The sequence below is a fragment of the Olleya sp. 1-3 genome (genome assembly GCF_002836085.1).
Taxonomy (GTDB): Bacteria; Bacteroidota; Bacteroidia; order Flavobacteriales; family Flavobacteriaceae; genus Olleya; species Olleya namhaensis.
The window spans coordinates 43,387-69,162 of the sequence record NZ_PJBW01000008.1; the positions used below are offsets into that span (position 1 = coordinate 43,387).

General features: G+C 32.3%; 23 protein-coding genes. 6 read left to right on the plus strand and 17 right to left on the minus strand.

All coding sequences use genetic code 11. From position 1 onward, the window contains the following. Positions 1-47 precede the first annotated feature (47 nt). Positions 48-605 (minus strand): hypothetical protein, encoded by a 558-nt coding sequence (locus CXF54_RS10175; RefSeq protein WP_157823433.1) that lies wholly within the window; start codon positions 603-605, stop codon positions 48-50. Between the two features lie 388 nt (positions 606-993). On the opposite strand from CXF54_RS10175, the gene CXF54_RS10180 reads away from it, so the two are divergent. Next, positions 994-2,199, plus strand: coding sequence for a MalY/PatB family protein (locus CXF54_RS10180; RefSeq protein ID WP_101203446.1), 1,206 nt, complete (start codon positions 994-996; stop codon positions 2,197-2,199). 16 nt (positions 2,200-2,215) lie between these two features. On the opposite strand, the gene CXF54_RS10185 is transcribed toward CXF54_RS10180, so the two are convergent. The 12 genes from CXF54_RS10185 to CXF54_RS10240 all read right to left on the minus strand — a co-directional run bounded on the left by CXF54_RS10185 (position 2,216) and on the right by CXF54_RS10240 (position 13,601). Next, positions 2,216-2,929, minus strand: coding sequence for a DUF2071 domain-containing protein (locus CXF54_RS10185; protein WP_101203447.1), 714 nt, complete (start codon positions 2,927-2,929; stop codon positions 2,216-2,218). A gap of 207 nt (positions 2,930-3,136) precedes the next feature. Beyond that, entirely contained in the window at positions 3,137-3,835 is a 699-nt protein-coding gene (locus CXF54_RS10190) for a hypothetical protein (RefSeq protein WP_101203448.1), read from the minus strand. A 141-nt stretch (positions 3,836-3,976) separates the two neighbouring features. Continuing rightward, the gene (locus CXF54_RS10195; protein ID WP_198551055.1) at positions 3,977-5,110 is read right to left on the minus strand and encodes a WG repeat-containing protein; all 1,134 of its coding nucleotides are present in this window, start codon (positions 5,108-5,110) and stop codon (positions 3,977-3,979) included. Positions 5,111-5,212: 102 nt separating this feature from the next. After that, entirely contained in the window at positions 5,213-5,695 is a 483-nt protein-coding gene (locus CXF54_RS10200; RefSeq protein WP_101203450.1) for a hypothetical protein, read from the minus strand. Between the two features lie 102 nt (positions 5,696-5,797). Continuing rightward, positions 5,798-8,080, minus strand: a complete 2,283-nt coding sequence (locus CXF54_RS10205) for a TonB-dependent receptor (protein ID WP_101203451.1) — start codon at positions 8,078-8,080, stop codon at positions 5,798-5,800. Positions 8,081-8,145: 65 nt separating this feature from the next. Continuing rightward, entirely contained in the window at positions 8,146-8,475 is a 330-nt protein-coding gene (locus tag CXF54_RS10210; RefSeq protein WP_101203452.1) for a hypothetical protein, read from the minus strand. Continuing rightward, positions 8,476-8,967 carry a DUF6787 family protein gene (locus CXF54_RS10215; RefSeq protein WP_090841132.1) on the minus strand — a complete coding sequence of 164 codons (492 nt, stop codon included), beginning with the start codon at positions 8,965-8,967 and terminating at the stop codon, positions 8,476-8,478. Positions 8,968-9,003: 36 nt separating this feature from the next. Beyond that, entirely contained in the window at positions 9,004-9,435 is a 432-nt protein-coding gene (locus CXF54_RS10220; protein WP_101203453.1) for a DUF6146 family protein, read from the minus strand. Between the two features lie 103 nt (positions 9,436-9,538). After that, positions 9,539-10,183, minus strand: a complete 645-nt coding sequence (locus tag CXF54_RS10225; RefSeq protein WP_090841128.1) for a DUF937 domain-containing protein — start codon at positions 10,181-10,183, stop codon at positions 9,539-9,541. A gap of 121 nt (positions 10,184-10,304) precedes the next feature. Next, positions 10,305-11,261 (minus strand): D-2-hydroxyacid dehydrogenase, encoded by a 957-nt coding sequence (locus CXF54_RS10230; protein WP_090841126.1) that lies wholly within the window; start codon positions 11,259-11,261, stop codon positions 10,305-10,307. Positions 11,262-11,370: 109 nt separating this feature from the next. Beyond that, on the minus strand, positions 11,371-12,432 hold the full coding sequence (gene serC, locus CXF54_RS10235) for a 3-phosphoserine/phosphohydroxythreonine transaminase (protein WP_090841124.1): 1,062 nt from the start codon (positions 12,430-12,432) through the stop codon (positions 11,371-11,373). A 107-nt stretch (positions 12,433-12,539) separates the two neighbouring features. After that, positions 12,540-13,601 carry an acyl-CoA reductase gene (locus tag CXF54_RS10240; protein ID WP_101203502.1) on the minus strand — a complete coding sequence of 354 codons (1,062 nt, stop codon included), beginning with the start codon at positions 13,599-13,601 and terminating at the stop codon, positions 12,540-12,542. Positions 13,602-13,678: 77 nt separating this feature from the next. On the opposite strand from CXF54_RS10240, the gene CXF54_RS10245 reads away from it, so the two are divergent. Beyond that, positions 13,679-14,032 (plus strand): 4Fe-4S dicluster domain-containing protein, encoded by a 354-nt coding sequence (locus tag CXF54_RS10245; protein ID WP_090841120.1) that lies wholly within the window; start codon positions 13,679-13,681, stop codon positions 14,030-14,032. Between the two features lie 53 nt (positions 14,033-14,085). Here CXF54_RS10245 and CXF54_RS10250 read toward each other — a convergent pair whose 3' ends face one another. Then, complete coding sequence (locus CXF54_RS10250; RefSeq protein WP_101203454.1) at positions 14,086-14,826, minus strand: class I SAM-dependent DNA methyltransferase; 741 nt, start codon at positions 14,824-14,826, stop codon at positions 14,086-14,088. A gap of 115 nt (positions 14,827-14,941) precedes the next feature. Continuing rightward, positions 14,942-17,698, minus strand: coding sequence for a TonB-dependent receptor (locus CXF54_RS10255; protein WP_101203455.1), 2,757 nt, complete (start codon positions 17,696-17,698; stop codon positions 14,942-14,944). A gap of 228 nt (positions 17,699-17,926) precedes the next feature. On the opposite strand from CXF54_RS10255, the gene ychF reads away from it, so the two are divergent. The 4 genes from ychF to CXF54_RS10275 all read left to right on the plus strand — a co-directional run bounded on the left by ychF (position 17,927) and on the right by CXF54_RS10275 (position 24,345). Next, complete coding sequence (gene ychF / locus CXF54_RS10260) at positions 17,927-19,021, plus strand: redox-regulated ATPase YchF (RefSeq protein ID WP_090841111.1); 1,095 nt, start codon at positions 17,927-17,929, stop codon at positions 19,019-19,021. A gap of 166 nt (positions 19,022-19,187) precedes the next feature. Continuing rightward, positions 19,188-19,583, plus strand: a complete 396-nt coding sequence (locus CXF54_RS10265) for an SRPBCC family protein (protein WP_317044440.1) — start codon at positions 19,188-19,190, stop codon at positions 19,581-19,583. 118 nt (positions 19,584-19,701) lie between these two features. Further along, positions 19,702-21,561: a DNA topoisomerase IV subunit B gene (locus tag CXF54_RS10270; protein ID WP_101203457.1), complete on the plus strand. Its 1,860-nt coding sequence runs from the start codon at positions 19,702-19,704 to the stop codon at positions 21,559-21,561. After that, a complete protein-coding gene (locus tag CXF54_RS10275; RefSeq protein WP_101203458.1) occupies positions 21,562-24,345 on the plus strand; it encodes a DNA gyrase/topoisomerase IV subunit A in 2,784 nt (927 codons plus the stop codon). 88 nt (positions 24,346-24,433) lie between these two features. Here CXF54_RS10275 and CXF54_RS10280 read toward each other — a convergent pair whose 3' ends face one another. Together CXF54_RS10280 and CXF54_RS10285 are read right to left on the minus strand one after the other, a co-directional pair. Next, positions 24,434-25,219, minus strand: a complete 786-nt coding sequence (locus CXF54_RS10280) for a TerC family protein (RefSeq protein WP_090841106.1) — start codon at positions 25,217-25,219, stop codon at positions 24,434-24,436. 3 nt (positions 25,220-25,222) lie between these two features. Further along, on the minus strand, positions 25,223-25,597 hold the full coding sequence (locus CXF54_RS10285; protein WP_101203459.1) for a DNA topoisomerase IV: 375 nt from the start codon (positions 25,595-25,597) through the stop codon (positions 25,223-25,225). Between the last annotated feature and the right edge of the window lie 179 nt (positions 25,598-25,776).

Below are 25,776 nucleotides of genomic sequence, written 5' to 3' on the forward strand. Positions count from 1 at the left end.
CAATAAAATAGAATAAAAAAATATTAGAGTTTTTGGGTCCTTAAAACTTAGTCAGACATTATAAATAGTGATGTAGTGTTGTTTTTTTTCCAATTTTTATATTTAATTGTTAATTCAATTTCTTGATAACCATGAATCTTTTTTTTATAGTCAAAAGTTGTATAATATATAATTCGATATTTATCTAGTACGTTATCAATTTTGCTTTTCTTAAATCTTACGGATTTTAATTGACTTAATAAACTTTGCATTTTAAAATTAGCATTAATTATTATTAAGATTCCTATCCCAATTAATGAGACTCGATAGACCCAGTAATAATTTAAAGGTCGTAAGGTATTAGTTATTTGTTCGTTTCCTAAAATTATAATAATTCCAAAGATTGCTAAAATAATAATTTTGGTGTAATTTATATTTTTCTTTTTTAGTATTAAATGTAAATTTAGATTAGCTTGATGTAGTTCATACTCAAACATTTTGTCAAGCTTAATGTTTGGACATTTTTTATAAAAATCAGGAGCCTTTTTTGTTAATTTACAAGTTAAGCCAGTGTCAAGATCTTTGACTTGGTTTTCACACAATATGCAATGTCTTGTAATGTCCATTTCTTACTAAGTTAATTAATCAATTTTTTATTAGAATACATTAGTTTACGTAAGTTTTACTTTAAGTATTTTAGTTGTTTATACATGTTTAGCCTTGCGTCCTTCCAAGTTACACATTTGCTTTAGTAAATAACCCTTCAAATTATCTTTAGTTAGTTTTATAGTATTTTGAGGAATTTTGGGTAACATATTTATCTAAAAATTAGCAACATATTTCAAGGAACTAATTTAGTAAATAAAACACAAATAAAAAGTCAGTATAGACTTTAGTAAATTTTCTAATACTATCACTTAATTAGATATGATAGATACATAGTCCTCATCTACATAGAGAAAATCTTGTTTAATTCTAAGGTTGTACTTTTACTTAGCTTAAATTTTGAAACAAATGTCATCTACCAAATATCAATTTAATCAAGTATTAGAACGCAAAGGAACAAATGCCATGTCTCTTGAAGGTTATAGAGGGTATCTTTTTGATCCAGAGGAAGACCTTAGTGGTAAATATCGAGAGGCAGATTTTATCAAAATGTGGGTTGCAGATATGGAGTTTGCTATTGCTCCAGAAATTATTAATGCTATGAAAGCGCGTTTAGAGCATCCTTTATTGGGATACTCTATGGTTGCTGATCCTTCTTATGCTTTAAGTTTTAAGCAATGGTGTATTAAGCGTTATAATTGGGCGATTGACACAAATCATTTAGTACACGCCAAGGGTGTTGTCCCGGCTTTATATGATTTGATTGGTCATATTTGTATATCAGATCAAAAAGTATTGATTATTACGCCTTCTTATGCCTTTTTTAAGCATGGAACGGATTATAATGAGGTAGCGTTGGTCTGTTCTGATTTGCTAGAAGAAAAAGGTGAATTTAGAATGGATATCGATGATATAAAAATTAAAGCTTCAGACCCTAAATGTGTTTTAGCAATATTTTGTAGTCCACATAATCCTTCGGGAAGATTATGGTCTAAAGAAGAGTTAGTAGCGTTTGGCGACGTTTGTTTAGAAAATGGCTTGACTATTATATCTGACGAAATCCATTGTGATGTGCTCCGTAAAGATAAAATCTTCACACCATTGGCTAGTCTTTTTCCTAATTCGGATAAGATTATCACTTGTATGGCACCAAGTAAAACATTTAACCTTGCCGGGAATATGTTTGCTAACATTATCATCCCTAACGAAGCATTACGCCTTAAGTACAACGAAAATTATTTACCTGTAGAAAATCCATTAAGCATCGTAGCAGCTGAGGCTGCTTATTCAGAAGGACATGCTTGGTTGGTTGAGTTGACAGATTATTTAGATGATAACTTTAAGTACTTAAAAACACAATTAGATACCTATTTACCTGAGGCGATATTCAAAATTCCAGATGCAACGTATTTGGCTTGGGTAGATGTTAGTCATTATTTTAATGATAATGAAAATCTTACTTTATTCTTTGCTAAAAATGCGGGTGTTTTATTGGAAGGAGGCAATATGTTTGTTGCTAATGCTGATGGTTATATTAGATTAAACCTAGCGTGTCCTAGAGTAATATTGGAGGAGGGCTTACGCCGAATAATAAAGGCGATATTAGAAAAGTAATTGTTTTTAGATTGAATCAGTTTTTGATTTTTGACAACCCAATCCATTCGTGTTCAATATCCTTCATTAATAAAGCATTATCAAATTTGACAGAACCTTTTGGGAAAATACTTTCATTTTCAAAAAAACTTGATCTTACGTGCTCAACTTCTAAAAGAGATACTTTCCAATTATAGACTTTTAATTCAAGGCCATCAAAATTATTTTTGTCGGGAGAATAGCCCACTGCACCATTTTCAAAGAATTTAGAAGCACAGTCTAAATTTTCAAATACACTTTCGGTATTCCAAGTATTTGTTTCTTTTGCTGTTATGGATAGTGCAGTACCGTCATGACTTATAAAAGCGACTTTGTACTGTCCGTCTTTTTCATTTATTGTGAAATTTGCTAAATGATGAATGCCAGGAAATATAGTTCCGCCAGCTAATGCATTTAACTTGGAAGACGTATCTCTTCTTGGTATATAAACACCTTCTTTTTGCTTACCATTTTCAGTCCATACAACAGCAATACGATGTGCGCCATTTTCAGATGAAATTCCGATTTGTTTAGGCAAACCTTTTGGTCTGATGTCCTTTAATCTTATCAAACAGATTCCTGCAACACCTTTTCCATTTACTAATTTAGGTTTAAAAGGTTTAGGTAGATAATTTTCTAAGACCGCTTTGTCAATTTGATAATTGATTAAAATTCGTCGGTCTATAATTCCTTTTATTTTTGGTATTTTCATCTGAGTGATTAAATTTAAAAGGCAGTTTTGAAATTAGTAGTCTGTTTAGTTGCCTAACTTAGTAAATAAAAATCGAATGGAAAATCTACCTAGATTTTTATTACTAGGCGTAAACTAGTAATATTTAATTTCGCACGGATAGATACAGCTTCTTTTTTTTGAATTACAGATTTCTTAAAACCGTATTACTCTTATTGTAATTTTCTATTAGCAGATTAACAATAACCGCCTGTTGCCCTCTTTTTCCTTAGGTGCGCGATGTATACAAGGTAGGACTTGACTTCCTGGATGATCAACTGCTAGCTTCCATAAATGACCAACACCTAGGTTTACAATATTTGCATTAGGTTTGGGCTGATAGTGTAAATCAAAGAAATACTCGCTTAAAAACGATTCAAAACCATCATCAGCACCATCATATAGTTTTTTTAATTCCTGACGTATTTCTGGTACCAATATTTTCTGATTGGCTTGTGCATTGGGTAATATCTCACTAGGTTCTCCGTGATAAGTGCATAAAAAAGTATTGGTTGGTATAGGAGAACGGTCTACATGAAAAGAGTACACATCCGTTGGAAAAAGGGGATAGGCATCGTCTCGTTGATAACTCTTGATCACATTAAGTATTGGAGAGGCGCCTTGTGCTTTTAGCGTCTCTAAATCATTTAAAATAATATTACGGGCAAGTTGTCCCTGTGCACTCAATTTTAGATCTAGTAGCTCTTCTTTATTAAGTTCTACTATAGTTTCGTTTTGTTCTATTTGCTTAATAATTTCAGAAAAATCACCTACTAGATTACGAGTCCAACAACTTGCGTTAATTTCTCCCTGAAAAGGCATTGAAATTAGGTCTTTAAAATTTGTGACATGTCTAATTTGTTTCTCAGTTTGAGATAAATCTATCATATTGGTGTATAATGTGATTGTATTTGATTAAATGAGTGTTTAAACGTCTAATTTAGGGAATAAAAACCAAATAGAAATCCGCAAGAATGCTCGAATAGTCTAGAACTAGAAATCAATTAAACATGGTGTTATGTGCAGTTTTTATTCCTCGCTGTATTCATAAATTCGTTCGGTTTTTCCATTTAATTTTCGGAAATGACCAATTATATTTTCAAATTTTGGTTCGATTTTAAAAGTACCATGTTGGTCGATAAACCCCCATTTACCATTGATTTTCACAGGTGCTAAATCATATTTAAAACTTCGTGCATCGTCAAATTTGAAATCAATAATTATGTCCCCTTTATTATTAATATAGCCATATTTTCCATTTTGTTTTGCTATTGCCAATCCATTATGACTAAAATAAGAAAGGTTCTCATAAATTGGTTTTATTAGAATAGTTCCAGTTGTATCTGCTAATCCATATTTCTCGTTAGTTAAATACCACATATATTTTCCTTGTGGATAACCAAAAGCTCTGTATTTCTTTTGCATTATGGTATCTCCAAATCTATTTAGTTTTCCTAAAGTGTTTGTGTTTGCAGAACCAATTAATGGAAATTTTCTTTCGTTCTTTTTATATTCAATTGTGTCAATTATTTTTCCAGACTTATCTATTCTACAATCATAGAATTTTGGCTCTAACATGATATATTTTGGATTAACAGTTGTCGTGTCAGTAGTTTCTATTTCGACTTCCGCAAGGCCATTTTTAAATTCGTAAGCAAGAGAAAATAATGTGTCTATTTCTAAATTTCCATTAACATCTATATATCCCCATTTTCCGTTTTTGATAAACTGAACAGAAGCCAACTCTTCAGAAAATTCTTCTGCATCTGAGAAGGAAGTTTTAGATATTAATTTACCTTTTAAATCCGCAAAATTGTAGTGGTTTTCTGTTTGAACTAAAACTCTCTCGTTTTCAACATGCCCAATGAAATCATAGTCATAATCAATCACTAATTTTCCTTCGATATCTATTAATCCTTGTTTTCCGTTTTTATATGTGTCTGCAAAACCATTGTAAAAACTATTTATAGAATCGAAAGTTGGTTCAATAAGCCACTTTCCTTTAGAATTTATTGCTCCGTATTTACCATTATATTTTGCTGGAACTATTTCAGTTTTGTCTACCGAACAGCTTGTTAAAAAAAACAGAATTATAATGTAATTGACGGTTTTCATAAATTGTAGGCAACGTTGTTGTGTATGGTTAGTTGCGTGGTTAAGCAACTAAATTAGTAAACAAATACGAACCAGAGAAAATTCCGAAGGAATTTTCCAAATAGGCAACGACCAAAGCAATTAATTATACACGGTGTTAGCAAATCGTTTTTATTCTTTTCTTTTAAATATCCATTTTACAACTGAAAGATTATTTGGATAAGTATCAGTACAAGTACTCCCTTCACAAAAGCCAAGTTGCCAGCCAGAGTTGAGTCTAATAAAATATCCCCAACCATTCATTTTTCCAGTTTTATTTTTCAGTTCCTCTGGTATTTCAGTCCAATTCATTCCAACTGAATAACCTTCAGGTGTAGAGAATTCTTTGTCATTTGTACTCCAATATATTATTTCTTTTTTCTCGTTTTCGACAATGGAAAAATCTCTTCCGTTTATCAGCACTTCTTTTGAAGGTTTAAGGCTTGCGCTATTAACCATTAATAATTTTGTAGTTCCTTCTTTTTTTTCAATTATTGAGTCATTAAAATTATCTATTGACTCCATATTCTTATTGTCAGTTATTCTGTCTTTTTTTTTTTCAGAAGTATTACATCCAAATATTAAAATAAGTATTAAAAGACTAAATAATTTCATTGATTGCGATTTTTTCAAATGTTTGCTAACTCGTTATATAACAACTAAAGTAGTGAATATCCCACAAAATTCCTGGGATATCCACACTTTTTGTAATAATTGTTACAGAGTATACCCCAAACCAATGCTGATATTACGTCCCATATTTGCAATACCTTCAGATTTTAATCTTGATAGGTGATTAATGTAGACTTTGTCTGTTAAGTTAGTACCAGATAAACTAATTTGTAAAGGGTTATCAAATAAGCTAACGGTTGTACCAAAACCTGCACTTAGTAGTGTATAACTTGGTGTGGTGGTTTCAAAAGCACTAATGTTACTTTGTATAAAAGTGCTTTTTAATTTTACAAACGCATAACTTTTTGTAAAGGTTGTGTTCTCAAACTCTACACGTAAGGTATTAGTTAAGCTATTTGCAGGGATTAATGGCAAATAGTCTTTGTTTTCTTGCTGTCCAATAACGGTTTCAAAACTAGACTCAACATGTAACCAATCTAAAGGGTGTGGATGTAAATGCAATCCAAATTCGCCACCATACAAACGGGCATCACTTTGCAAGTAGTTATACACGGGTGTATCATCAATAGTTTCGCCATTAGGCGCTAAGAAAATATAATTATTAATATGATTGTAAAAACCGTTAGCGAATACTTCAAAGTGTTTGTTGTTATATTCTAAAGCTAAATCGCTTTGGAAGTTTTGCTCATTTTTAAGTGCAATATTTCCAATTTCATAACGGTTTGTTCCTTCGTGGGTTCCGTTTGAGGCTAATTCAGCTAAATTAGGAGCTCTAAATCCACTAGCTAAATTTAATCTTACTACTGTGTTTTTTAACAAGCTAGCTTTGATTCCGGCAGCGCCATTAATACTATTATATTGCTTTTTTATACTGTTATTAATGTTAATATTACGGTTGTCAAATCTTGCTCCTAATTGGACGTCAAAGGTTTCAAAATGTATGTGAGACGTTGCTAGTACACCAACATCATTAGTGGTTGCATCTGGTATTAATAATTCTTCTCCATAATTGGTATTTACTTGATTCATCCCTTGCAAGCCTACAATAGTTTCAAATTTACCTAACGTTGGTAAATTATATTTTACATCATAATTAAACGTCTTAAGTTTCATGTGCAACGCAGGTGCTTCTACTTCTAGCTCGTCGTCATGGTCTTCATCTTCATGTGCTTCTTCTTCATGGTCTTCATCCTCGTGCGCGTCTTCGTCGTGCTCTTCATCATCGTGGTCTGCGTCATGGTCGTGATGATGGTCTTCAAATTCTTTTCTATCGTTATAAATAAATCCAAGATTAACATCTAAACTAGAATTGTTAAAAAACCAAGTACTTTTAGAACTTAAAATGTGATTTGTTAAGGATTGGTATGGCTCTAACGGTGTCCTGGAGTTTGATTGTGCTCCAATTTCTTCCGGGATACCTAATTTAGATAAGTTAACGTTGTATCTAAAATCAGTTTTAAAATTAGTGCTTTGGTAACCTAAACCTGCTTTTAAATCTTGCTCTCTAAACCGTGTATTTGTTACACTATAATTTTTAGTTTCGTAATCACTATGTTCCGCTTGACTAGCACGTATTAAAAACTTAAACTGATCTGCAGATTTTTTAAAGCCCACATTAGTACTGTAACCTTCTGTATTTGAAAAATAGCGTGTATTAACATCTGTTTTACTGCTGTTTGATGCGGCATAACGTTCTGGATTTAGATATAACACACCTCCAAGTGCATCACTACCATATAGGAGGGACGCTGGTCCTTTTATAACCTCGACACTTTCTATACCAGCATCATTAACTCCCAAGCCATGCTCAGCTCCAAATTGTTGATTTTCTAGTCGTACGCCTTGTGCATACACTAAAACACGATTACTACTTAGTCCTCTAATCACTGGTTTTCCAATGCTTAAACCAGTAGTAACACTTTCTACACCTGCAATATTTGTAATACCTTCAGACAGGGTAACAGCTCCTTTTGCTTGTAAATCTGATATTTTTTCCTGTTCCACTTTCATAACGTTATCTCTTTGAAGTTTATGAAACGGAGTGGATAATATGACCTCGTCCATTTCGATAACAGAAGGGATGATTTCAAATGTTAAAAGTTGGGTAGTAGGAAGGGTAATATTTTGAGATATGGTTTCAAATCCAATAACGGAAACCACTATTTTTTGTGTTCCCGATGGTAAATTATTTATTATGAATTGACCATTACTATCTGTAGTTGTTCCTTTTTCTAACTGAGGAAAGTAAATGGTAGCATCAGAAACGGTTTCTGACGTATTTATAATTGAGACCTGCCCAGACAGGCTTTGTTGTGCTATTGAGACAGTAGAAACTACAGCCAATAGCATAAAATATAAAGTTTTCATTTTATGAATTTTTAGTATAAATGTTGAATGATAAAAGATGTTTTCCGAAGAAAACTAACATGTATTTATACTAATTGTGGGGGACCACGAAGTGCAAAACCAAGTTTTTGGTAATCACTAACAAACTGATATTGAGAAGCGATTAAAGTTTGCTTTTTATATGGTTTTAAAAATGTAACTGTTTCAAAATTAATAGAAAAAATAGGGTTTACTTTAAACTTGAAAAACTCGCATTCTAAATTAATTTCATGCATATGTTTTGTTGAATAATCTGTACAAACCTCATGCTTGTGATTTTCAAAAATATGCGTAAACTTTACCGCAGATGGCATTAACACAGCTAATAGAAGGACTATTGCCGCAATTTTAAATGCGATGTGCTGTTGTTGTTTCAATTAATCTACAAATTTACCTAAACCAAAACGCCTAATCATTTTCTTTTCAAATTCCCAAAAGAATTTGTGTTGACCAGATAGCCAACCAAAACAAACTAGCATTATTTGGTAAAATATTATGCCAATGATAATGTATAATGCCCAATAGACAAAAACATTTAAGTTTTCTTTAGTAATTCCAAGCCAAGAAATTATTGGTCTTCCAATAAATACTGAAGAACTTCCGGTTACTGCAAAGACAAGAAAAATACGAATCATTTCCCATCTATAATCAACTTTCCATTTGTTTTCTAGTTTTTTAAATAGAAATAAAAAGAACTTTAACAACGCATATGTAATTACAATTGCTAAAACAATTGTTAAGATTAGATTGTTGTCAAACAGCAATTTAGCCAGTTTAAAGCTAGAGTAACCTAACCCTACAATACCAAGTAAAGGGAAGAGGAGTTGCCAATTTTGTTGGATGTCCCAACGTGTTTTAAATTTTTCCATTTTAATTTTTGTCGTCGCAAAGGTATTAAAAGGGCTTTAATTAGTAGGTATACGACCGCCTAAAAGATTTTGTTTATATCTATTTTGAAAGTACACAAAGTAGTTATATAATTGGTAATTAACGTCATAACCATAGTCTATGTTAGATCTATAATCTATTTGCATCTCGTATAAAGTAGCATTATAGCGTTGTGGTTGCATTACACGCGTATTCCATTGTGTCACGTAAAAAATATTTTTATTTTCTAAAAAGGACTGAGAGTGAAACCCTTTAGGTCTTGCTCTACTTGCTAACCAAGCATTAAATCCAGGTTCTATAATCAAGATTTCGTAGTCAGAATCGTCACTACTTAAGGTAATAGTATCTCCAACCTGTGCTGCGTCTTTTGTTATTGTAGCAGTTTTTTTATTTGTACCACAGCTAAAAGCTATAAATAGGATAGCAGCAATTAATATTAAATTTTTCATACTATTAGATTTTATTAAAAATACAACATTTATCAGGCATTATAAAACAAAAAAGAAGCCAAACAATTGTTTGGCTTCTTAATATTATAAATAGGGGTATATCTTATTTTCCGAAAAGACCACCTAGTAAACCACCTAGTCCTCCTTTATTAGATCCTCCTAAAACCATTCCTGCAACATCATCAATAATGCTACCATCACCGTCGCTGTCTAACATTTTTTCAAGAAAGCTTTGCTCTTCAGTTACAGCACCTTGACTACTAGCACCACCAAGTAAACCACCTAGTAAATCACCGATTCCGCTAGAAGAACTTACATTGTTTTGTGACGCTTGTTTACCTAAAACACCCATTAATATTGGTGCAGCTACTTTTAAGATACTGTCTACAGCGCTTGAGTCCATACCAGCCTTTTGACCTAATACTTGCTCTACACCAGCTCTTTTGTTTCCTAAAACATGACCTAATATTTTATCTCCATCATTAGTTACTTCTTCGTTAACACCACCACCAAATAAACCACCAAGGTTATCTAGTATACTTCCGTTGTGCTTACCGCTAATAGCTCCCATTAATCCTTCAGCACCTTCTGGTGTAGAAGCATTACGTTCCATTGCTTTCATTAAAACTGGTAAAGCCATCGCTAAAAGACCTCCTGTTTTTGCTTGGTCTTGTCCAGTTGAACCTGCAACACCGCTTATTATTGTTTTACCTAAATCTGAGTTTAAAAGATCGAAAATTCCTGCCATTGTATATAAAAATTAATAGTTAATAATATTGATACTTACAAAGTACAAAAAAAAGCCACATCTTAACAATGTGACTTCTTAATAATTTAATTCGAACTAAAGAATCGATAAAACGACTGATTTATCCGTTTAAAAGTATGTTTTTGATTTGAGTTGCTAATTCAGTACCAATTCTATCTTGTGCTTCGTTTGTTGCAGCTCCAATATGCGGTGTTAATGATATTCTACCATTCATTAATAACTGTACAGCTGGCGTTGGTTCGTTTTGAAATGTATCTAAACCAGCAAAGGCTAGTTTACCATTTTCTAAAGCAGTAACCAATTCTACTTCATTAACTACACCACCTCTTGCAGCGTTAATAAGGGCAGAACCATCTTTCATTAAATCAAATTCAGCTTTACCAATCACATAATCCTTTTGAGCCGGTACATGTAATGTCACAAAATCCGATTGTTTTAAAACGTCTTCCATAGATTCTGTTTTAATAGAAAAATTTACAGACTGTCCATCAAAAAAATCAACCTTTACATCTGCATTTTCAATAAACTTATCTGCAGCAATTACTTTCATTCCTACACCTAAACCTATTTTTGCTACTTCTTGACCAATACGACCAAATCCAATAACACCTAAAGTTTTTCCTCTTAACTCAACACCTTTTGCGTAATTTTTCTTTAATTTTTTAAACTGAGAATCACCATCTAAAGGCATGTTTCTGTTAGCATCGTGTAAAAATCTTACGCCACCATATAAGTGAGCAAACACTAACTCTGCTACAGATTGAGAAGATGCTGCAGGTGTATTAATAACATGCAATCCTTTTTCTCTAGCATATTCTACATCAATATTATCCATACCAACACCACCACGACCTATAATTTTTAGGTTTGGACAAGCATCAATTAAATCTTTTCTTGCTGTAGTTGCACTTCTAACTAATAGTACGCTAATAGCGTTATCGTTAATATAATTTATCAATTGTTCTTGGGCAACGGTTGTTGTGTTAACTTCAAAACCTGCTGCTTCTAATGCATCAATTCCACTTTGAGATACACCATCGTTTGCTAATACTTTCATAATAATTGTAATTGCGTTATTCCTTATTATTTAGGATAACCATTTATTCTATTTATTTTTTTGCCTATGTAGTAAACACTTATTTATTGTAACTGTTTACATTACTAGTTTAGGCTTTACTTTCTAACTCGTTCATTACTTCAACAAGTACTTTTACACTATCTAATGATAAAGCATTGTACATACTTGCTCTGTAACCACCAACGCTTCTGTGTCCGCTTAAGCCATTAATTCCAGCTTCTTTCCACATCGTATCAAACGTTTCTTTTAAATCCTCGTTAACTAATGTAAATGTTGCATTCATGTCAGAACGGTCTTCTTTTGCTGCAAATCCTTTAAATAAAGGGTTTAAATCAATTTCAGAATACATTAAACGTGCTTTTTTATCGTTTTCTTGCTCGATAGCTTTAATACCACCTAAGTCTTTTAACCATTGCATAGTCAACATAGACGTATATACTGCAAAAACAGGAGGCGTATTAAACATACTACTTTTGTCAATATGTACTTTATAGTCTAACATTGAAGGAATTTTACGTGATACTTTACCTAAAATGTCTTCCTTAACTATAATTAAAGTTGTACCTGCTGGTCCCATATTTTTTTGAGCACCTGCATATATTAAATCAAATTGAGAGAAATCTAAAGTACGAGAAAAGATATCACTACTCATATCACAAACTAATGGGATTGGAGACTTTGGAAAACTTTTCATTTGTGTTCCAAAAATAGTATTGTTGGAAGTACAGTGAAAATAATCAAGATCTTCAGGAATATCAAAACCTTTAGGAATGTAGTTGTAGTTAGCGTCTTTTGATGAGGCAACTTCTATAATATCGGCATAAATTTTAGCTTCTTTAATGGCTTTATCTGCCCATGTTCCTGTATTTAAATACGCTGCTTTTTTTTCTAATAAATTTTGAGCAACCATTAAAAACTGCATACTAGCACCACCTTGTAAAAATAAAGCTTTGTAACCTTTACCTTCTAGTCCTAATAACTCTAAAGCTAAAGATCTAGCTTGCTCCATTACATCTACGAAGGACTTGCTTCTATGCGAAATCTCGATTAATGATAATCCATTATCAAAATCTAATAAAGCTTCTGATGCTTTTTGTATTACTTCTTTAGGTAAAACGCATGGTCCTGCGCTAAAATTGTGTTTTTGCATGAGTACAAGTTTTTGTTTCTGTTGTAACAGAAATTATCTTTATTTTTCAGTTAACAAAGGTGCTAAATATTGATTTAAAATAAGTTAAGAATATAATAATTTATTAACTAGATTTCTAACAAAAATGCAATAGTATCAACATCATCAGCATAGTCTGAAAGTTCTGGTTTTTGTGTTTTTCCAAACGGAATTTCATTTTCATAAAAGCCATCAGCGACAATACATTGTATTAGATCTTTATCAATATCAAGCTTTTGTTTTAAGGTGTCTTCAGTGTCATAATACTCATAAAACACTGTAGCTATAGGTGACGCATAACTTTGGTCTTCTTTTATCATCAAAAACCCATTTTCTAACATATCAAATTCGCTCATTATATACACGGCTTTATTATAGTCGTAATTATTAGCGTATTTAGATTCGTTAACAATAGGATGCCATTTGTACATCGCTGCAAAGAAAGCATCAAAATTATAACCTTTTGGTATAAACAGTTTGGATACGTTTCTGCAACCTAAACCATAGTATCTAAATATATCTTCAGAAAGTAAATCTAATTGTTCTTTAGTTTCGTTACCAGTTAATATGGCAGCAGAATTTCTGTTTTTTCTAATTATGGAAGGCTTGTTTTTAAAGTAGAATTCAAAATAACGCGCCGTATTATTACTACCGGTAGCAATAACAGCATCAAATGCCTCTAATTTATCTTCTGTAAATTTTATTTTTCCTTTTAATTCAGGTGCTACATGCTCTAGATATTTAGCTAAATAGGGTAGTAGGTGCTTATCGTTAGACGATTGTTTAACCAAAACATGGTGACCTGAAACTAAAACACATAAAAAATCATGAAACCCAACAAGTGGTATGTTACCTGCCATTATTATGGCTACTGTTTTTGGGGTTACTTGGTCTGTATTATAATTGTTTAGCCATTGTTTTATATTGTCTTCAGAAAGTTGCGTGCTCCAACCATCTAATGAAAATCTAATATTTTCTTTTGTAAACCAACCGTTATATTCTTTCGCTAATTTAATTTGATGCTTAAAACCATCAAAAAATAAATCGTTGTGAAGTATGTTTTCCTTTTTTTCTACTTCTTCAGAAGAAAATTGGCTGATAAAACGCCCTAATTGTATAAAAGCTTCAGTAATGTGATCTTTGTTACTCATTATTATTTGTATAACACCTTTTTTGGCTTTATTTTTGTACCGCAAAGTTAAGTAAACAAAAAAGATTAAAAAACGCTATGGCAATTATTATAACAGACGAATGTATTAACTGTGGAGCATGTGAGCCGGAATGCCCAAATACTGCAATTTATGAAGGTGCTGACGATTGGAGATACAAAGATGGTACTAGTTTAAATGGTAAGTTGGTTTTAACTGATGGAAAGGAAGTTGATGCTGATGAAGCGCAAGAGCCTATTAGTGACGAGATTTATTATATAGTACCAGATAAATGTACAGAATGTGTTGGTTTTCATGAAGAACCACAATGTGCTGCAGTATGTCCTGTAGATTGTTGTGTACCGGATGACGAGCATGTAGAAACTAAAGACACCTTATTAGGAAAGCAAAAATTTATGCATCCTGATGGATAATTAAAATATTTAAATCTAAAAAAGCTCAAGTTTATACTTGGGCTTTTTTTTATTTATAGTTTTTGAGCAACCACAGCGTAACAATCAAACATGTAAGCGGGCTTATCAATAAACGCTAAAATTTTATAGTTGTTAAGATAGAGTAGTAGTTCCCATTCGTTTTTAGTGAAAGCTCTTACTTCTGATGTGTCACTTGCTATTAGTTTTTTGTTATGATTCTCTATTTTATAATATTTAGAATCCCAATCAAACATAAAATTGTTAGACGTATTAGTGTTTAGTTTGCTATCTCTGGAGTAATGGTTATTGTTAAACGAAGCCTTGTGCATTAGAGTTGTACCTCCTTTTATTTGTTTAAAAAAACGATTAGCGTCAATAAAATCAAAACACAAAAGACCATTAGGTTCTAAATTAGTATAAATAGATTGTAATGCGTTATTAATGTCTTGATTAGTTAATAGATAGCTTGAGGTGCGTCCGGTAATTATGACACTTTTAACGGGAGTACTTAGTTTAAAATTTCTCATGTCTCCTTGAGTAAATAATCCCTTTGGATTGTTTTGTATGGCTAAATCAATCATAGCTTGACTATAATCTAATCCTTGATAGTTGCACTGGTTGTCAATAAAATATTTTGCCAAATGACCTGTGCCAGATCCTATTTCTAAAACACTGTCTTTATTATGGTCTTTTAAAATGGTATTGTAAAACAGATATTCTTGCTTATAATCAATAAAGCTTTGATACATGTTATCATATATTTTTTCGAAACCATTGGAATATAAACTTTGCATAATAATTGTAATTGATAGGTTAGCTTACAGGGTTTACTTGTAATACTTAAATATAAAAAAAAATGCTGCTCAATTTGAGCAGCATTTTAAAATATACTTTTTAAACTAAGTTAAATTAGAACTTGTAGTTTACAGAAAAGTTAAACATTGTTCCTAATTGACTAAAATGATATCCATCATAAGTCATTTGAGAATAACGTTGGTTAAATGTAATTAAGTTAGATTGGTTTTTAGTTGCAGCAGCATCTGCTAATATAGCATCACCAGAAGCATTTTCGGCTTTAAAGCTCCATTCAGGTAATACATTTAATAAGTTGTTTACGTTTAATGATAACGTTAATTTATCCGTAGCATTAAAGTTGATACCTAAATCTGTAACAATTTTTGGAGTAAACTCAGTACGTAAATCATTACTTAAACCTTGTTGCTTAAAAGTTGTTTTACCAAAATAAGTGTTATTTAAAGAGAAACCAAACTTGTTAATATCGTAGTTTGCACCTAAAATCCACTTAGTTTCTGGTCTAGAAGTAAAGAATAAAGCTTCTTGAGTAGCATTAACTACAGATTGTCCTGCATTAGCAACCAAAGCAATATCTTTTACAGCACCATCTCTTTCGTTTTGGATAGTATAGTTACCTGATAAATTAAGGTCTAAATCACCTTCACCAATTTCGATATTTTTCTTACTTAATACAACATCTATACCTGAAGTACGTGTGTCAATAGCATTAGAAAAGAAACTAACATCGCTTAAGTTGTTATTATTTAATAATATATCTAAAGGGTTTGTTGCATCTCCTGTAGCTCCAATTTCAGATCCTAAAACAATTCTGTCTTCAACAGAGATATTGTAGTAGTCTACAGTAAATGTTAAGTTATTAGCTAGTTTTCCACCAAAACCAATAGTAAAGTTGTTAGACGTTTCTGCATCTAATTCTGGAATACCTAATAATTTAGCTTGTGTAGAGACGTTGTTTATTAAACCTCCAACTTGAATCCCTTGTCCAGGTATAAAGCTATATTGTGCTTTTTGAGTATAGATTTGGTGTAAGGTTGGTGCTCTAAATCCAGAAGAGATAGAAGCTCTAGCAGTTAAGTTGTCAGTTATTTTGTAACGTGTACTAAACTTGTAAACAAATGTGTTACCAAAATCAGAATAGTTTTCTGTTCTAACAGTACCACTTAATAAGAAAGCATCAGATACATCATAATCTAAAGAGAAATAAGCCCCAATATTATAACGGTTAAATTTACCAGAATTTTCAGGACTATTTCCTGCAAAAGAATCTGCACCACCACCATCATAAGAAGATAATTCACCTTCAATTACTTCAAACGTTTCATTTCTAAACTCAGCACCAAAACCAACGCTCACTTTATCAGATAATACTCTTGAAATATCAATATTACCTACGTTATGTGTAAATTTTGTTCCTCCTGGGTTAAAAGATTGTTGACTATTAGCACCGTATAAAGGCGTTGCTTCAAATTCATCAGTTACTGGGTTATAACTAACGCCATAAACTTCATTTCTGTTATGAGATTGGCTAACAGTATATGTTTGTGTGTTTCCACCTGTAGTGTAACTTAAATCAACATTCCAGTCGTTTATTTTAGTTTTTACACCTACAGTTCCATGATAATCATTCAATAAACCTTCAAAAGTAGGTACATAACCATCATATCCACCAGCTGTATTAGGATTGCTTCCTGGGAAAAAATCAGCTAAATAAGGGTAGTCATCAACAGTTCTCCAATATGGTGTTCTGTAGTTAGCAAAACTATTTACTTTTTTGTAAACATATGCTGCGTTAAAATATAATTCTGTGTTATCAGATAAATCTAATCCAGAGTTAATTAAAAACTTAGAAGATGCATTTTCAGGAGATCCATTCACATTATTTGCATCTGGGTTACGAGATAAAAACTCTTGCACATCCGCAAGGTCTGCACCAAAATCTCCAGCTTCACCTTCAGCATCTACAGTACCTGGTCTATTTGCTAAATTAGTTTTAGAAAAATCAATTGTATAATTGATAAATCCTTTATCGTCACCAATTGTAGAACCATTATTTACAGCAATTCCAATCATTTCTCCATCACCTTCGCTAGTAATACCTGTTCTTAATGTTGCAGAACCTTTGTTTACTTCGTCTTTTAATATAATGTTCATTACACCAGCAATTGCATCAGAACCGTATTGTGCAGAAGCACCATCACGTAAAATTTCTACACGCTTTATTGCATCTGTAGGTATTGCAGAGATATCTGCACCTGTTTCTCCACGACCTGGAGACGTTTGTGTATATAGTAACGCACTTAAATTTTTACGTTTACCATTAATTAAAATTAATGTTCTACTTGGTCCCATGTTTCTAATTTCATAAGGATCTAATAAAGAAGTCGCATCATTAACAGGTGTTTGTACCGTGTTAAAAGATGGTATTCTGTATTGTAGCGCTTTGTCAAAAGTTGCTTGACCTGTAGACGTTAATTCTTTAATTCCTACAACGTCAATTGGTAACGCACTATTAACATTACTTCTTGGTGCAGTTCTAGATCCAACTAGTACAACCTCGTCTAACGTTTCTCCGCTAGCCATAGTAATATTAATACTTGTTTTACCATTAACAGCTACTTCTTTAGTGTCGTAACCAACATAGCTAAATACTAATGTTGCTCCACTAGAAACACTTAACGAGTATTTTCCGTCAAAGTCAGTAGTTGTTCCGTTACTTGTACCTTTTTCGATAACATTTACGGTTGGGATACCAAAGCCATCATCTCCGGATACCGTTCCGGACACATTGGTTTGGGCATTTGCAAAAGCTACTGAAAGAAGTAGCAGAAACAATAATTTAAGTTTTTTCATTTTTGATAGGTTTTAATTAATTGATTGCTAAATTATGTTAAAATTTTCACAATACAATTACGTATGCTTAAAAATTTAGCTATTTAATTGGTTAGAACATAAAATTAACATCATAAAAATGATTTTTTTTCAGTGTAATTCTAAAAAAATTAAAAATTTATCAAGTCGTTAATTGTTGTTCAGATAGTACTATATTTGCAGCCTTAAATTATCATAAATTTTTTGTACATGAAAGCAGGTATAGTAGGATTGCCAAACGTTGGGAAGTCAACGTTATTTAATTGTTTATCTAACGCAAAAGCGCAAAGTGCCAACTTTCCGTTTTGTACTATTGAGCCTAATATAGGTGTGGTAAATGTGCCGGATCCAAGATTAGAAAAATTAGAAAGCTTAGTAAACCCAGAACGTGTTTTACCAGCAACTGTAGAGATTGTTGATATTGCAGGTTTAGTTAAAGGTGCAAGTAAGGGAGAAGGTTTAGGGAATCAATTTTTAGGAAACATTAGAGAAACTGATGCTATTTTACATGTATTACGTTGTTTTGATAATGATAATATTATACATGTTGATGGTAATGTAAATCCTATTAGAGATAAGGAAACTATCGACATGGAGCTACAACTTAAAGATCTAGAGACTGTAGATAAAAAATTAGATAAAGTTAAACGTGCTGCAAAAACAGGAAATAAAGAGGCTCAAAAAGAGGAAGCTGTTTTATTAAAATTAAAAGCAGGTTTAGAAGCAGGTATATCTGTAAGAGCATTAGAGTTTTCTGATGAAGATTTAGAGGAGTTTGTTAATCCAGCGCAATTAATTACAGGAAAACCTGTATTATATGTATGTAATGTAGATGAAGAAAGTGCTGTCTCTGGAAATGCTTACGTGGATCTTGTAAAAGATGCTGTTAAGGACGAAAACGCTGAAGTAATTGTTTTAGCTGTTGGTACTGAAGCAGATATTAATGAGTTGGATGATTATGAAGAACGTCAAATGTTTTTATCAGATATAGGTTTGGAAGAGCCAGGATCTGCTAAATTAATCCGTTCGGCTTACAAATTATTAAATCAACAAACGTATTTTACTGCAGGTGTAAAAGAGGTAAGAGCTTGGACTATAAATGTGGGTTCTACAGCGCCACAAGCTGCGGGTGTTATTCATACTGATTTTGAAAAAGGGTTTATTCGTGCTGAAGTTATTGGTTATGAGGATTATGTTGAATACGGAAGTGAATCTAAAGTAAAAGAAGCTGGAAAAATGAGAGTAGAAGGAAAGGCATATGTCGTTAAAGATGGGGATGTAATGCATTTCTTATTTAATGTATAAAGAATATCACTATTGGAGTTAAATTTATCAATTTGATTCTAATCAGATATAAATCACTAAAACGAGATGAATTTTCATCTCGTTTTTTTTATTTCACTACCTTTGTGTTATGCCTTTAATCGAAATAAAAACAATAATACATTCAGATATTCAAACTTGTTTTGATTTGTCCAGAAATATAGATTTTCATAAGGATTCTATGGCGCATTCTAACGAAAAAGCTATAGCAGGAAAGACTTCTGGTTTAATTGGTTTAAATGAATGGGTGACTTGGGAAGCGTTTCATTTTGGCGTAAAACAGAAGTTAACGTCTAAGGTAACAGCGTTTGATTCGCCTCACTATTTTGTAGATGAAATGGTCTCCGGAGCCTTTAAAAGTTTTAAGCACGAGCATATTTTTGTTTTTGAAGGCGGTAAAACAATTATGACGGATAAATTTTGGTTTAAATCACCTTTTGGTGTGTTGGGCCGATTGGCAAATAATCTGTTTTTAAAAAAATACATGACAACACTTTTAAAAACTAGAAACCAATATTTAAAAGATAAAGCCGAAAATTGTTAAAAATCAACGTTCTGAACAATAATATCTATTTATTGTTAATTACTTTATCGCCTCAAGGTTTCATTTTTTAAAGGGTTATATTATATTAGCAACGTATCTCAAATTGCACCTAAATTTTATGTCAGAACAAACTAAATATACCGAAGACAATATACGATCACTAGACTGGAAAGAACATATCCGTATGCGTCCAGGGATGTATATTGGTAAGCTTGGTGACGGATCGTCTCCAGATGATGGTATATATATTCTGCTTAAAGAGGTGTTAGATAACTCGATTGATGAGTTTGTAATGGGTGCCGGTAAAACTATTGAGATTTCTATACAAGGTAGTAAAGTTATAGTGCGTGATTACGGTCGTGGTATTCCATTAGGAAAAGTGGTAGATGTTGTGTCTAAAATGAACACCGGTGGTAAATACGATTCTAAAGCCTTTAAAAAATCGGTAGGATTAAACGGTGTTGGTACAAAAGCAGTAAATGCATTATCTTCTTATTTTAGAGTAGAATCTTCTAGAGACGGAAAAAGTGCTTCTGCAGATTTTGCTCAGGGTAATTTAATGGACGAAGAGTTTTTAGAAGAAACAACGCGTCGCAAAGGGACTAAAGTCTCTTTTGTTCCGGATGAAATTATATTTAAAAACTACAAATATAGAGCAGAGTACATTGTAAAAATGCTTAAAAACTATGTGTACTTAAACCCAGGTTTAACCATTGTTTTTAACGGGGAAAAGTACTACAGTGAAAATGGTTTAAAAGATTTATTAGCTGAAAAAATAGCCGAAACGGATTTGCTATATCCAATCATTCATCTTCGTGGAGATGATATTGAAGTGGCGCTTACACATAGTAAAACGCAGTATAGTGAGGAGTATAATAGTTTTGTAAACGGACAAAACACCACGCAAGGAGGAACACACTTAAATGCCTTTAGAGAAGGAATAGTAAAAACTATTCGTGACTTTTTTGGAAAACAATATGATGCTTCAGACATACGTAAATCTGTTGTTAGTGCTGTAGCTATTAAGGTTATGGAACCCGTTTTTGAAAGTCAGACTAAAACAAAGTTAGGGTCTACAGATATGGGGGGAGAGCTTCCAACGGTACGTACTTATATTACTGACTTTTTAAAAACATACTTAGATAATTATTTACATAAAAATCCGGAAACTGCTGATAAAATTCAACGTAAAATTTTACAAGCAGAACGTGAGCGTAAAGAGTTGTCAGGAATTAGAAAACTAGCAAAAGACCGCGCTAAAAAAGCGAGTTTACACAATAAAAAATTACGTGATTGTCGTGTGCATTTTGGAGATACTAAAAACGAACGTAACCTAGAAAGCACATTGTTTATAACAGAGGGAGACTCTGCATCTGGTAGCATTACTAAATCTCGTGATGTTAACACACAAGCTGTTTTTAGTTTAAAAGGAAAACCCCTAAATTGTTACGGATTAACTAAAAAAATTGTCTACGAAAACGAAGAGTTTAATCTTCTTCAAGCAGCCTTAAATATAGAGGAGTCCTTAGAAGATTTAAGATATAACAATGTTGTAATAGCAACGGATGCCGATGTTGATGGAATGCACATTAGATTGTTGTTAATTACTTTCTTTTTACAATTTTTTCCAGAAGTTATAAAAGAAGGACATTTATATATATTACAAACACCATTGTTTAGGGTTCGAAATAAAAAGGAGACTATTTATTGTTATAGTGATGAAGAAAGACGAAATGCAATTGAAAAACTGAAGCCAAAACCAGAGATCACTAGATTTAAGGGTTTAGGGGAGATTAGTCCAGATGAATTTGTTCATTTTATTGGAGAAGACATAAGATTAGATCCAATTATGCTGGATGATAATATGTCCATTGAAGAATTATTGTCCTTTTATATGGGTAAAAACACACCAACACGACAAGAGTTTATTATTGATAACCTAAAAGTTGAACTTGATTTAATCGAAGAGGATAAATAGATGATAGAAGAAAACGACGACCTAACCAACGACGACTTAGTTAACAATAACCAAGACAATTTAGAGCATCAAGAACCTCAAGAACCTCAAGAAACAATTACCAGAATCACTGGTATGTATAAAGAGTGGTTTTTAGATTACGCCTCATATGTAATATTAGAACGTGCAGTACCAGCTATTGAAGATGGTTTTAAACCTGTGCAACGACGTATCATGCATTCCATGAAGGATTTGGATGATGGTAGATATAATAAGGTAGCCAATATTGTTGGACATACTATGCAGTATCACCCGCACGGAGATGCAAGTATTGCAGATGCTATGGTACAAATTGGACAAAAAGATTTATTAATAGATACGCAAGGTAACTGGGGTAACATTCTTACCGGTGATCGTGCAGCAGCCTCAAGGTATATTGAAGCTAGGATTTCTAAATTTGGTTTGGATGTTGTTTTTAATCCCAAAATAACACAATGGCAATCTTCTTATGATGGTCGTCGTAAAGAGCCTACAAATTTACCCGTTATGTTTCCTTTATTGCTAGCGCAAGGAGGAGAGGGGATTGCGGTAGGATTATCTACAAAAATATTGCCTCATAATTTTATCGAGCTTATTGACGCTTCTGTAAAACATTTACAAGGAAAACGGTTTACTATATTTCCAGATTTTCCGACAGGTGGTATTGCAGATTGTAGTGATTATAATGATGGTTTACGTGGTGGAAAAGTCCGTTGTCGTGCAAAAATTAGTCAATTTGATAAAAATACGTTAGTAGTTAATGAGTTACCTTTTGGAACAACAACATCGTCATTAATAGATTCTATTTTAAAGGCAAATGACAAAGGGAAAATTAAAATAAAGAAAATTGAAGATAATACTGCTGCTACAGTAGAAATTTTGATTCATTTACCTGCAGGTTTGTCTCCAGATAAAACTATTGATGCCTTGTATGCTTTTACTGCGTGCGAATCGTCAATTTCGCCATTAGGCTGTGTTATTGAGGATAATAAACCATTATTTGTCGGAGTAACCGAAATGTTACGTCGTAGTACAGATAATACGGTCGATTTATTAAAGCAAGAACTTGAAATAAAGCTAAGTGAATTTGAAGAGCAATGGCACTTTGCTAGTTTAGAACGTATTTTTATTGAAAATCGTATCTATCGCGATATAGAAGAAGAGGAAACTTGGGAAGGTGTAATTAAAGCTATAGATAAAGGACTTCAGCCACATATTAAGCATTTAAAACGTGCAGTTACAGAAGAAGATATTACACGTTTAACAGAAATTAGAATTAAGCGTATTTCTAAATTTGATATAGATAAAGCACAGCAAAAAATTGATGCACTTGATGCTAGTATCGCAGAAGTAAAACATCATTTAGCTAATTTAATTGAATATGCTATAGCTTATTTTGTTAGGCTTAAAAAAGAATACGGAGAAGGACGCGAGCGTAAAACAGAATTACGTGCGTTTGAAGATGTAGATGCTACTAAGGTTGTTATTAGAAATACTAAACTTTATGTAAACCGTGAAGAAGGGTTTATCGGGACATCGTTAAAACGTGACGAATATGTTGGTGATTGTAGTGATATTGATGATATTATTGCGTTTACTGCGGAAGGTAAAATGATGGTGACTAAAGTAGATAGTAAAACATTTATAGGTAAAAATATTATTCATGTTGCTGTTTTTAAGAAAAAGGATAAACGTACTATTTATAATATGATTTATCGCGACGGTACTAAAGGTGCGTCGTATGTCAAGCGCTTTGCAGTAACATCTATTACTAGAGATAAAGAGTACGATTTAACTAATGGTAATAAAGGATCTAAAACGTGGTATTTCTCAGCAAACCCAAATGGAGAAGCAGAAGTTGTTGCTATTAGTTTAAGACAAGTTGGAAGTGTTAAAAAGTTAAAGTGGGATTTAGATTTTGCAGACATTTTAATTAAAGGGCGTGCGTCTAAAGGAAATGTTGTGACTAAGCACGCTATAAAAACGGTTGAGCTTAAAGAAAAAGGAATTTCCACATTAAAACCGCGTAAAATATGGTTTGATGATACTGTTCAAAGACTAAATGTAGATTCTAGAGGAGAATTGGTAGGTGAATTTAGAGGTGAGGACAAGTTGTTAATTATAAACCAAAAAGGTATTGTAAAAACAGTTACACCAGAAGTGACATTGCATTTTGATGACGATATGATTGTGATGGAAAAATGGGTGCCGAAAAAGCCAATTTCTGCAATTTATTTTGATGGCGAAAAAGAACGTTATTATGTCAAACGTTTTGTAATTGAAAATGAAAATAAAGAAGAAGTATTTATCACAGAACACGAGAAATCACAGCTAGAAATTGTATCTACTGATTGGAAACCAGTAGCAGAAATAGTTTTTGCTAAAGAAAGAGGTAAGGATAGGAAAGAAAACGAAACAGTCAATTTAGAAGAGTTTATATCTATAAAGGGAATTACAGCTTTAGGAAATCAGTTAACTAAGGATAAGGTGAATGCTATTAATTTATTAGAATCTATTCCATATGAAGCTCCAGAAGAAGTGCTTGCGCAAGAAGTGGAAGTTGTTGAGGAGGAAGTTGTAAAGGTAGAAAAAGAAACTCCTAAAGCAGAGTCAAAATCTCCAGAACAAAAAACTGCAGAACCTATAGTAAAACAAACACCTAAACCTGATGTTAAGGAAGAAAAGCCGAAATCAGAGAAAAAGGATGATGATGATACGGACACAGGTTATGGGTTGGATGATAAAGGTCAGGTGACGTTATTTTGATAAATCTATTATTCTTTTAACTATAAAAAAAAGCCCAACTATTTAGTTGGGCTTTTTTTTTTTACTAATGTTTCGTAGGGGGTTTTTATTAATTCTTCTTGCTAATTTTTTGATTCAGAAATTCAATAAATAAAGAAAAAGCAATTGCAAAATACAAATACCCTTTAGGGATTGCACCTACTGTATTCCCGAAAAAGGTGGTATGCGATAGGTGACCAGCTTCAGTAATAAGCATAAACCCTATTAAGATCAAGAAAGATAAACCTAAGATTTGTACACTAGGATTTTTGTCTATAAACAGTCTTATTTTGTTAGCAAATGCAATCATAATACCTATCGAGATAACAACAGCGATAATCATCAAAATCAGATTGTAGTTGTGATTATCTGATAATCCATTGGTCATTCCTACTGCTGTTAATATAGAATCTATGGAGAATATAAAATCTAAAATCAATATCTGAATAATAGCTTGTTGAAAGGATTTAATCACTTTTCCTTTAACTTCGTCTTCATCATGTTTTGGTGTTTCTACTTTCTCTCTTATTTCTGATGTAGATTTATATATTAGAAATAAACCTCCAAAAAACAGAATTAGTGCTTGCCAGCTAATTTCCAAATGCATCCAATTTAAATCTAGTTTATAAAACGGTTCAGAAAGACCAACTAAAAACGACACAAAAAATAGCAATATAATACGTTGCACCATAGCTAAAAGCAATCCAATGTTGGTGACTTTAGCGCGCTGCTCTTCGGGTAGTTTATTGGCTGCAATAGATATAAATACAATATTATCTATTCCTAGAATTATCTCTAAAAATGTTAAAGTAATTAATGCAAAAATAGCATCGCTGGAAGTGAAAAATTCTAACATAATTTATTTTTTAATATAGGCAATACCTTTTTGCTTGTTAGTCTCGCCAACATAAGAATATTCAAAAGTATAAGACGAATCTGTCGTGGTTAGTATTTTTAAATGAACATCTTTACGTTCGGCCATGTTTTTGGGATTAATGGTTTTGTAAATAACTTCACAGTTGTTTACCCATCTTACGCTTGAGCTATCAATTTTACCATCGTAGGATTCTATTTGTAAATTTTCAGTTCTAGTAAATGTAGATTTATATATTTTGTCAGCAACTTTGACTTCGCTATAAAATTGACCAGTTTTAAAATCGGTACAATTACGTTCCACATTATAGCAGCTCAAAAAAGAGGTCAATACTATTAGGTATAAAAATTTTAATTTCATCTAAAAAGAGTTTAAACAAAATTAATGAAATGTTTGATTATAATATCAAAAATCCAACCTTTCTATAAATCACGTATTTGAAAATTTTATGTACCTAACTACAAATTCGTGAAATTTGAAAATTAAAGAAAAAAGGGAGTAAAATCAATAATTCTAAAATTTTATAGTTTTTTGTTGAA

Bases quoted from the DNA above. Each gene is read 5' to 3' on its own strand.
- CXF54_RS10215 (WP_090841132.1), bottom strand. From the start codon at position 8,967: ATGGAAAAATTTAAAACACGTTGGGACATCCAACAAAATTGGCAACTC.
- CXF54_RS10270 (WP_101203457.1), top strand. From the start codon at position 19,702: ATGTCAGAACAAACTAAATATACCGAAGACAATATACGATCACTAGAC.
- CXF54_RS10240 (WP_101203502.1), bottom strand. From the start codon at position 13,601: ATGAGTAACAAAGATCACATTACTGAAGCTTTTATACAATTAGGGCGT.
- CXF54_RS10280 (WP_090841106.1), bottom strand. From the start codon at position 25,219: ATGTTAGAATTTTTCACTTCCAGCGATGCTATTTTTGCATTAATTACT.
- CXF54_RS10185 (WP_101203447.1), bottom strand. From the start codon at position 2,929: ATGAAAATACCAAAAATAAAAGGAATTATAGACCGACGAATTTTAATC.
- CXF54_RS10250 (WP_101203454.1), bottom strand. From the start codon at position 14,826: ATGCAAAGTTTATATTCCAATGGTTTCGAAAAAATATATGATAACATG.
- CXF54_RS10245 (WP_090841120.1), top strand. From the start codon at position 13,679: ATGGCAATTATTATAACAGACGAATGTATTAACTGTGGAGCATGTGAG.
- CXF54_RS10230 (WP_090841126.1), bottom strand. From the start codon at position 11,261: ATGAAAGTATTAGCAAACGATGGTGTATCTCAAAGTGGAATTGATGCA.
- CXF54_RS10285 (WP_101203459.1), bottom strand. From the start codon at position 25,597: ATGAAATTAAAATTTTTATACCTAATAGTATTGACCTCTTTTTTGAGC.
- CXF54_RS10220 (WP_101203453.1), bottom strand. From the start codon at position 9,435: ATGAAAAATTTAATATTAATTGCTGCTATCCTATTTATAGCTTTTAGC.
- CXF54_RS10255 (WP_101203455.1), bottom strand. From the start codon at position 17,698: ATGAAAAAACTTAAATTATTGTTTCTGCTACTTCTTTCAGTAGCTTTT.
- CXF54_RS10275 (WP_101203458.1), top strand. From the start codon at position 21,562: ATGATAGAAGAAAACGACGACCTAACCAACGACGACTTAGTTAACAAT.
- CXF54_RS10175 (WP_157823433.1), bottom strand. From the start codon at position 605: ATGGACATTACAAGACATTGCATATTGTGTGAAAACCAAGTCAAAGAT.
- ychF (WP_090841111.1), top strand. From the start codon at position 17,927: ATGAAAGCAGGTATAGTAGGATTGCCAAACGTTGGGAAGTCAACGTTA.
- CXF54_RS10225 (WP_090841128.1), bottom strand. From the start codon at position 10,183: ATGGCAGGAATTTTCGATCTTTTAAACTCAGATTTAGGTAAAACAATA.
- serC (WP_090841124.1), bottom strand. From the start codon at position 12,432: ATGCAAAAACACAATTTTAGCGCAGGACCATGCGTTTTACCTAAAGAA.
- CXF54_RS10205 (WP_101203451.1), bottom strand. From the start codon at position 8,080: ATGAAAACTTTATATTTTATGCTATTGGCTGTAGTTTCTACTGTCTCA.
- CXF54_RS10180 (WP_101203446.1), top strand. From the start codon at position 994: ATGTCATCTACCAAATATCAATTTAATCAAGTATTAGAACGCAAAGGA.
- CXF54_RS10200 (WP_101203450.1), bottom strand. From the start codon at position 5,695: ATGAAATTATTTAGTCTTTTAATACTTATTTTAATATTTGGATGTAAT.
- CXF54_RS10190 (WP_101203448.1), bottom strand. From the start codon at position 3,835: ATGATAGATTTATCTCAAACTGAGAAACAAATTAGACATGTCACAAAT.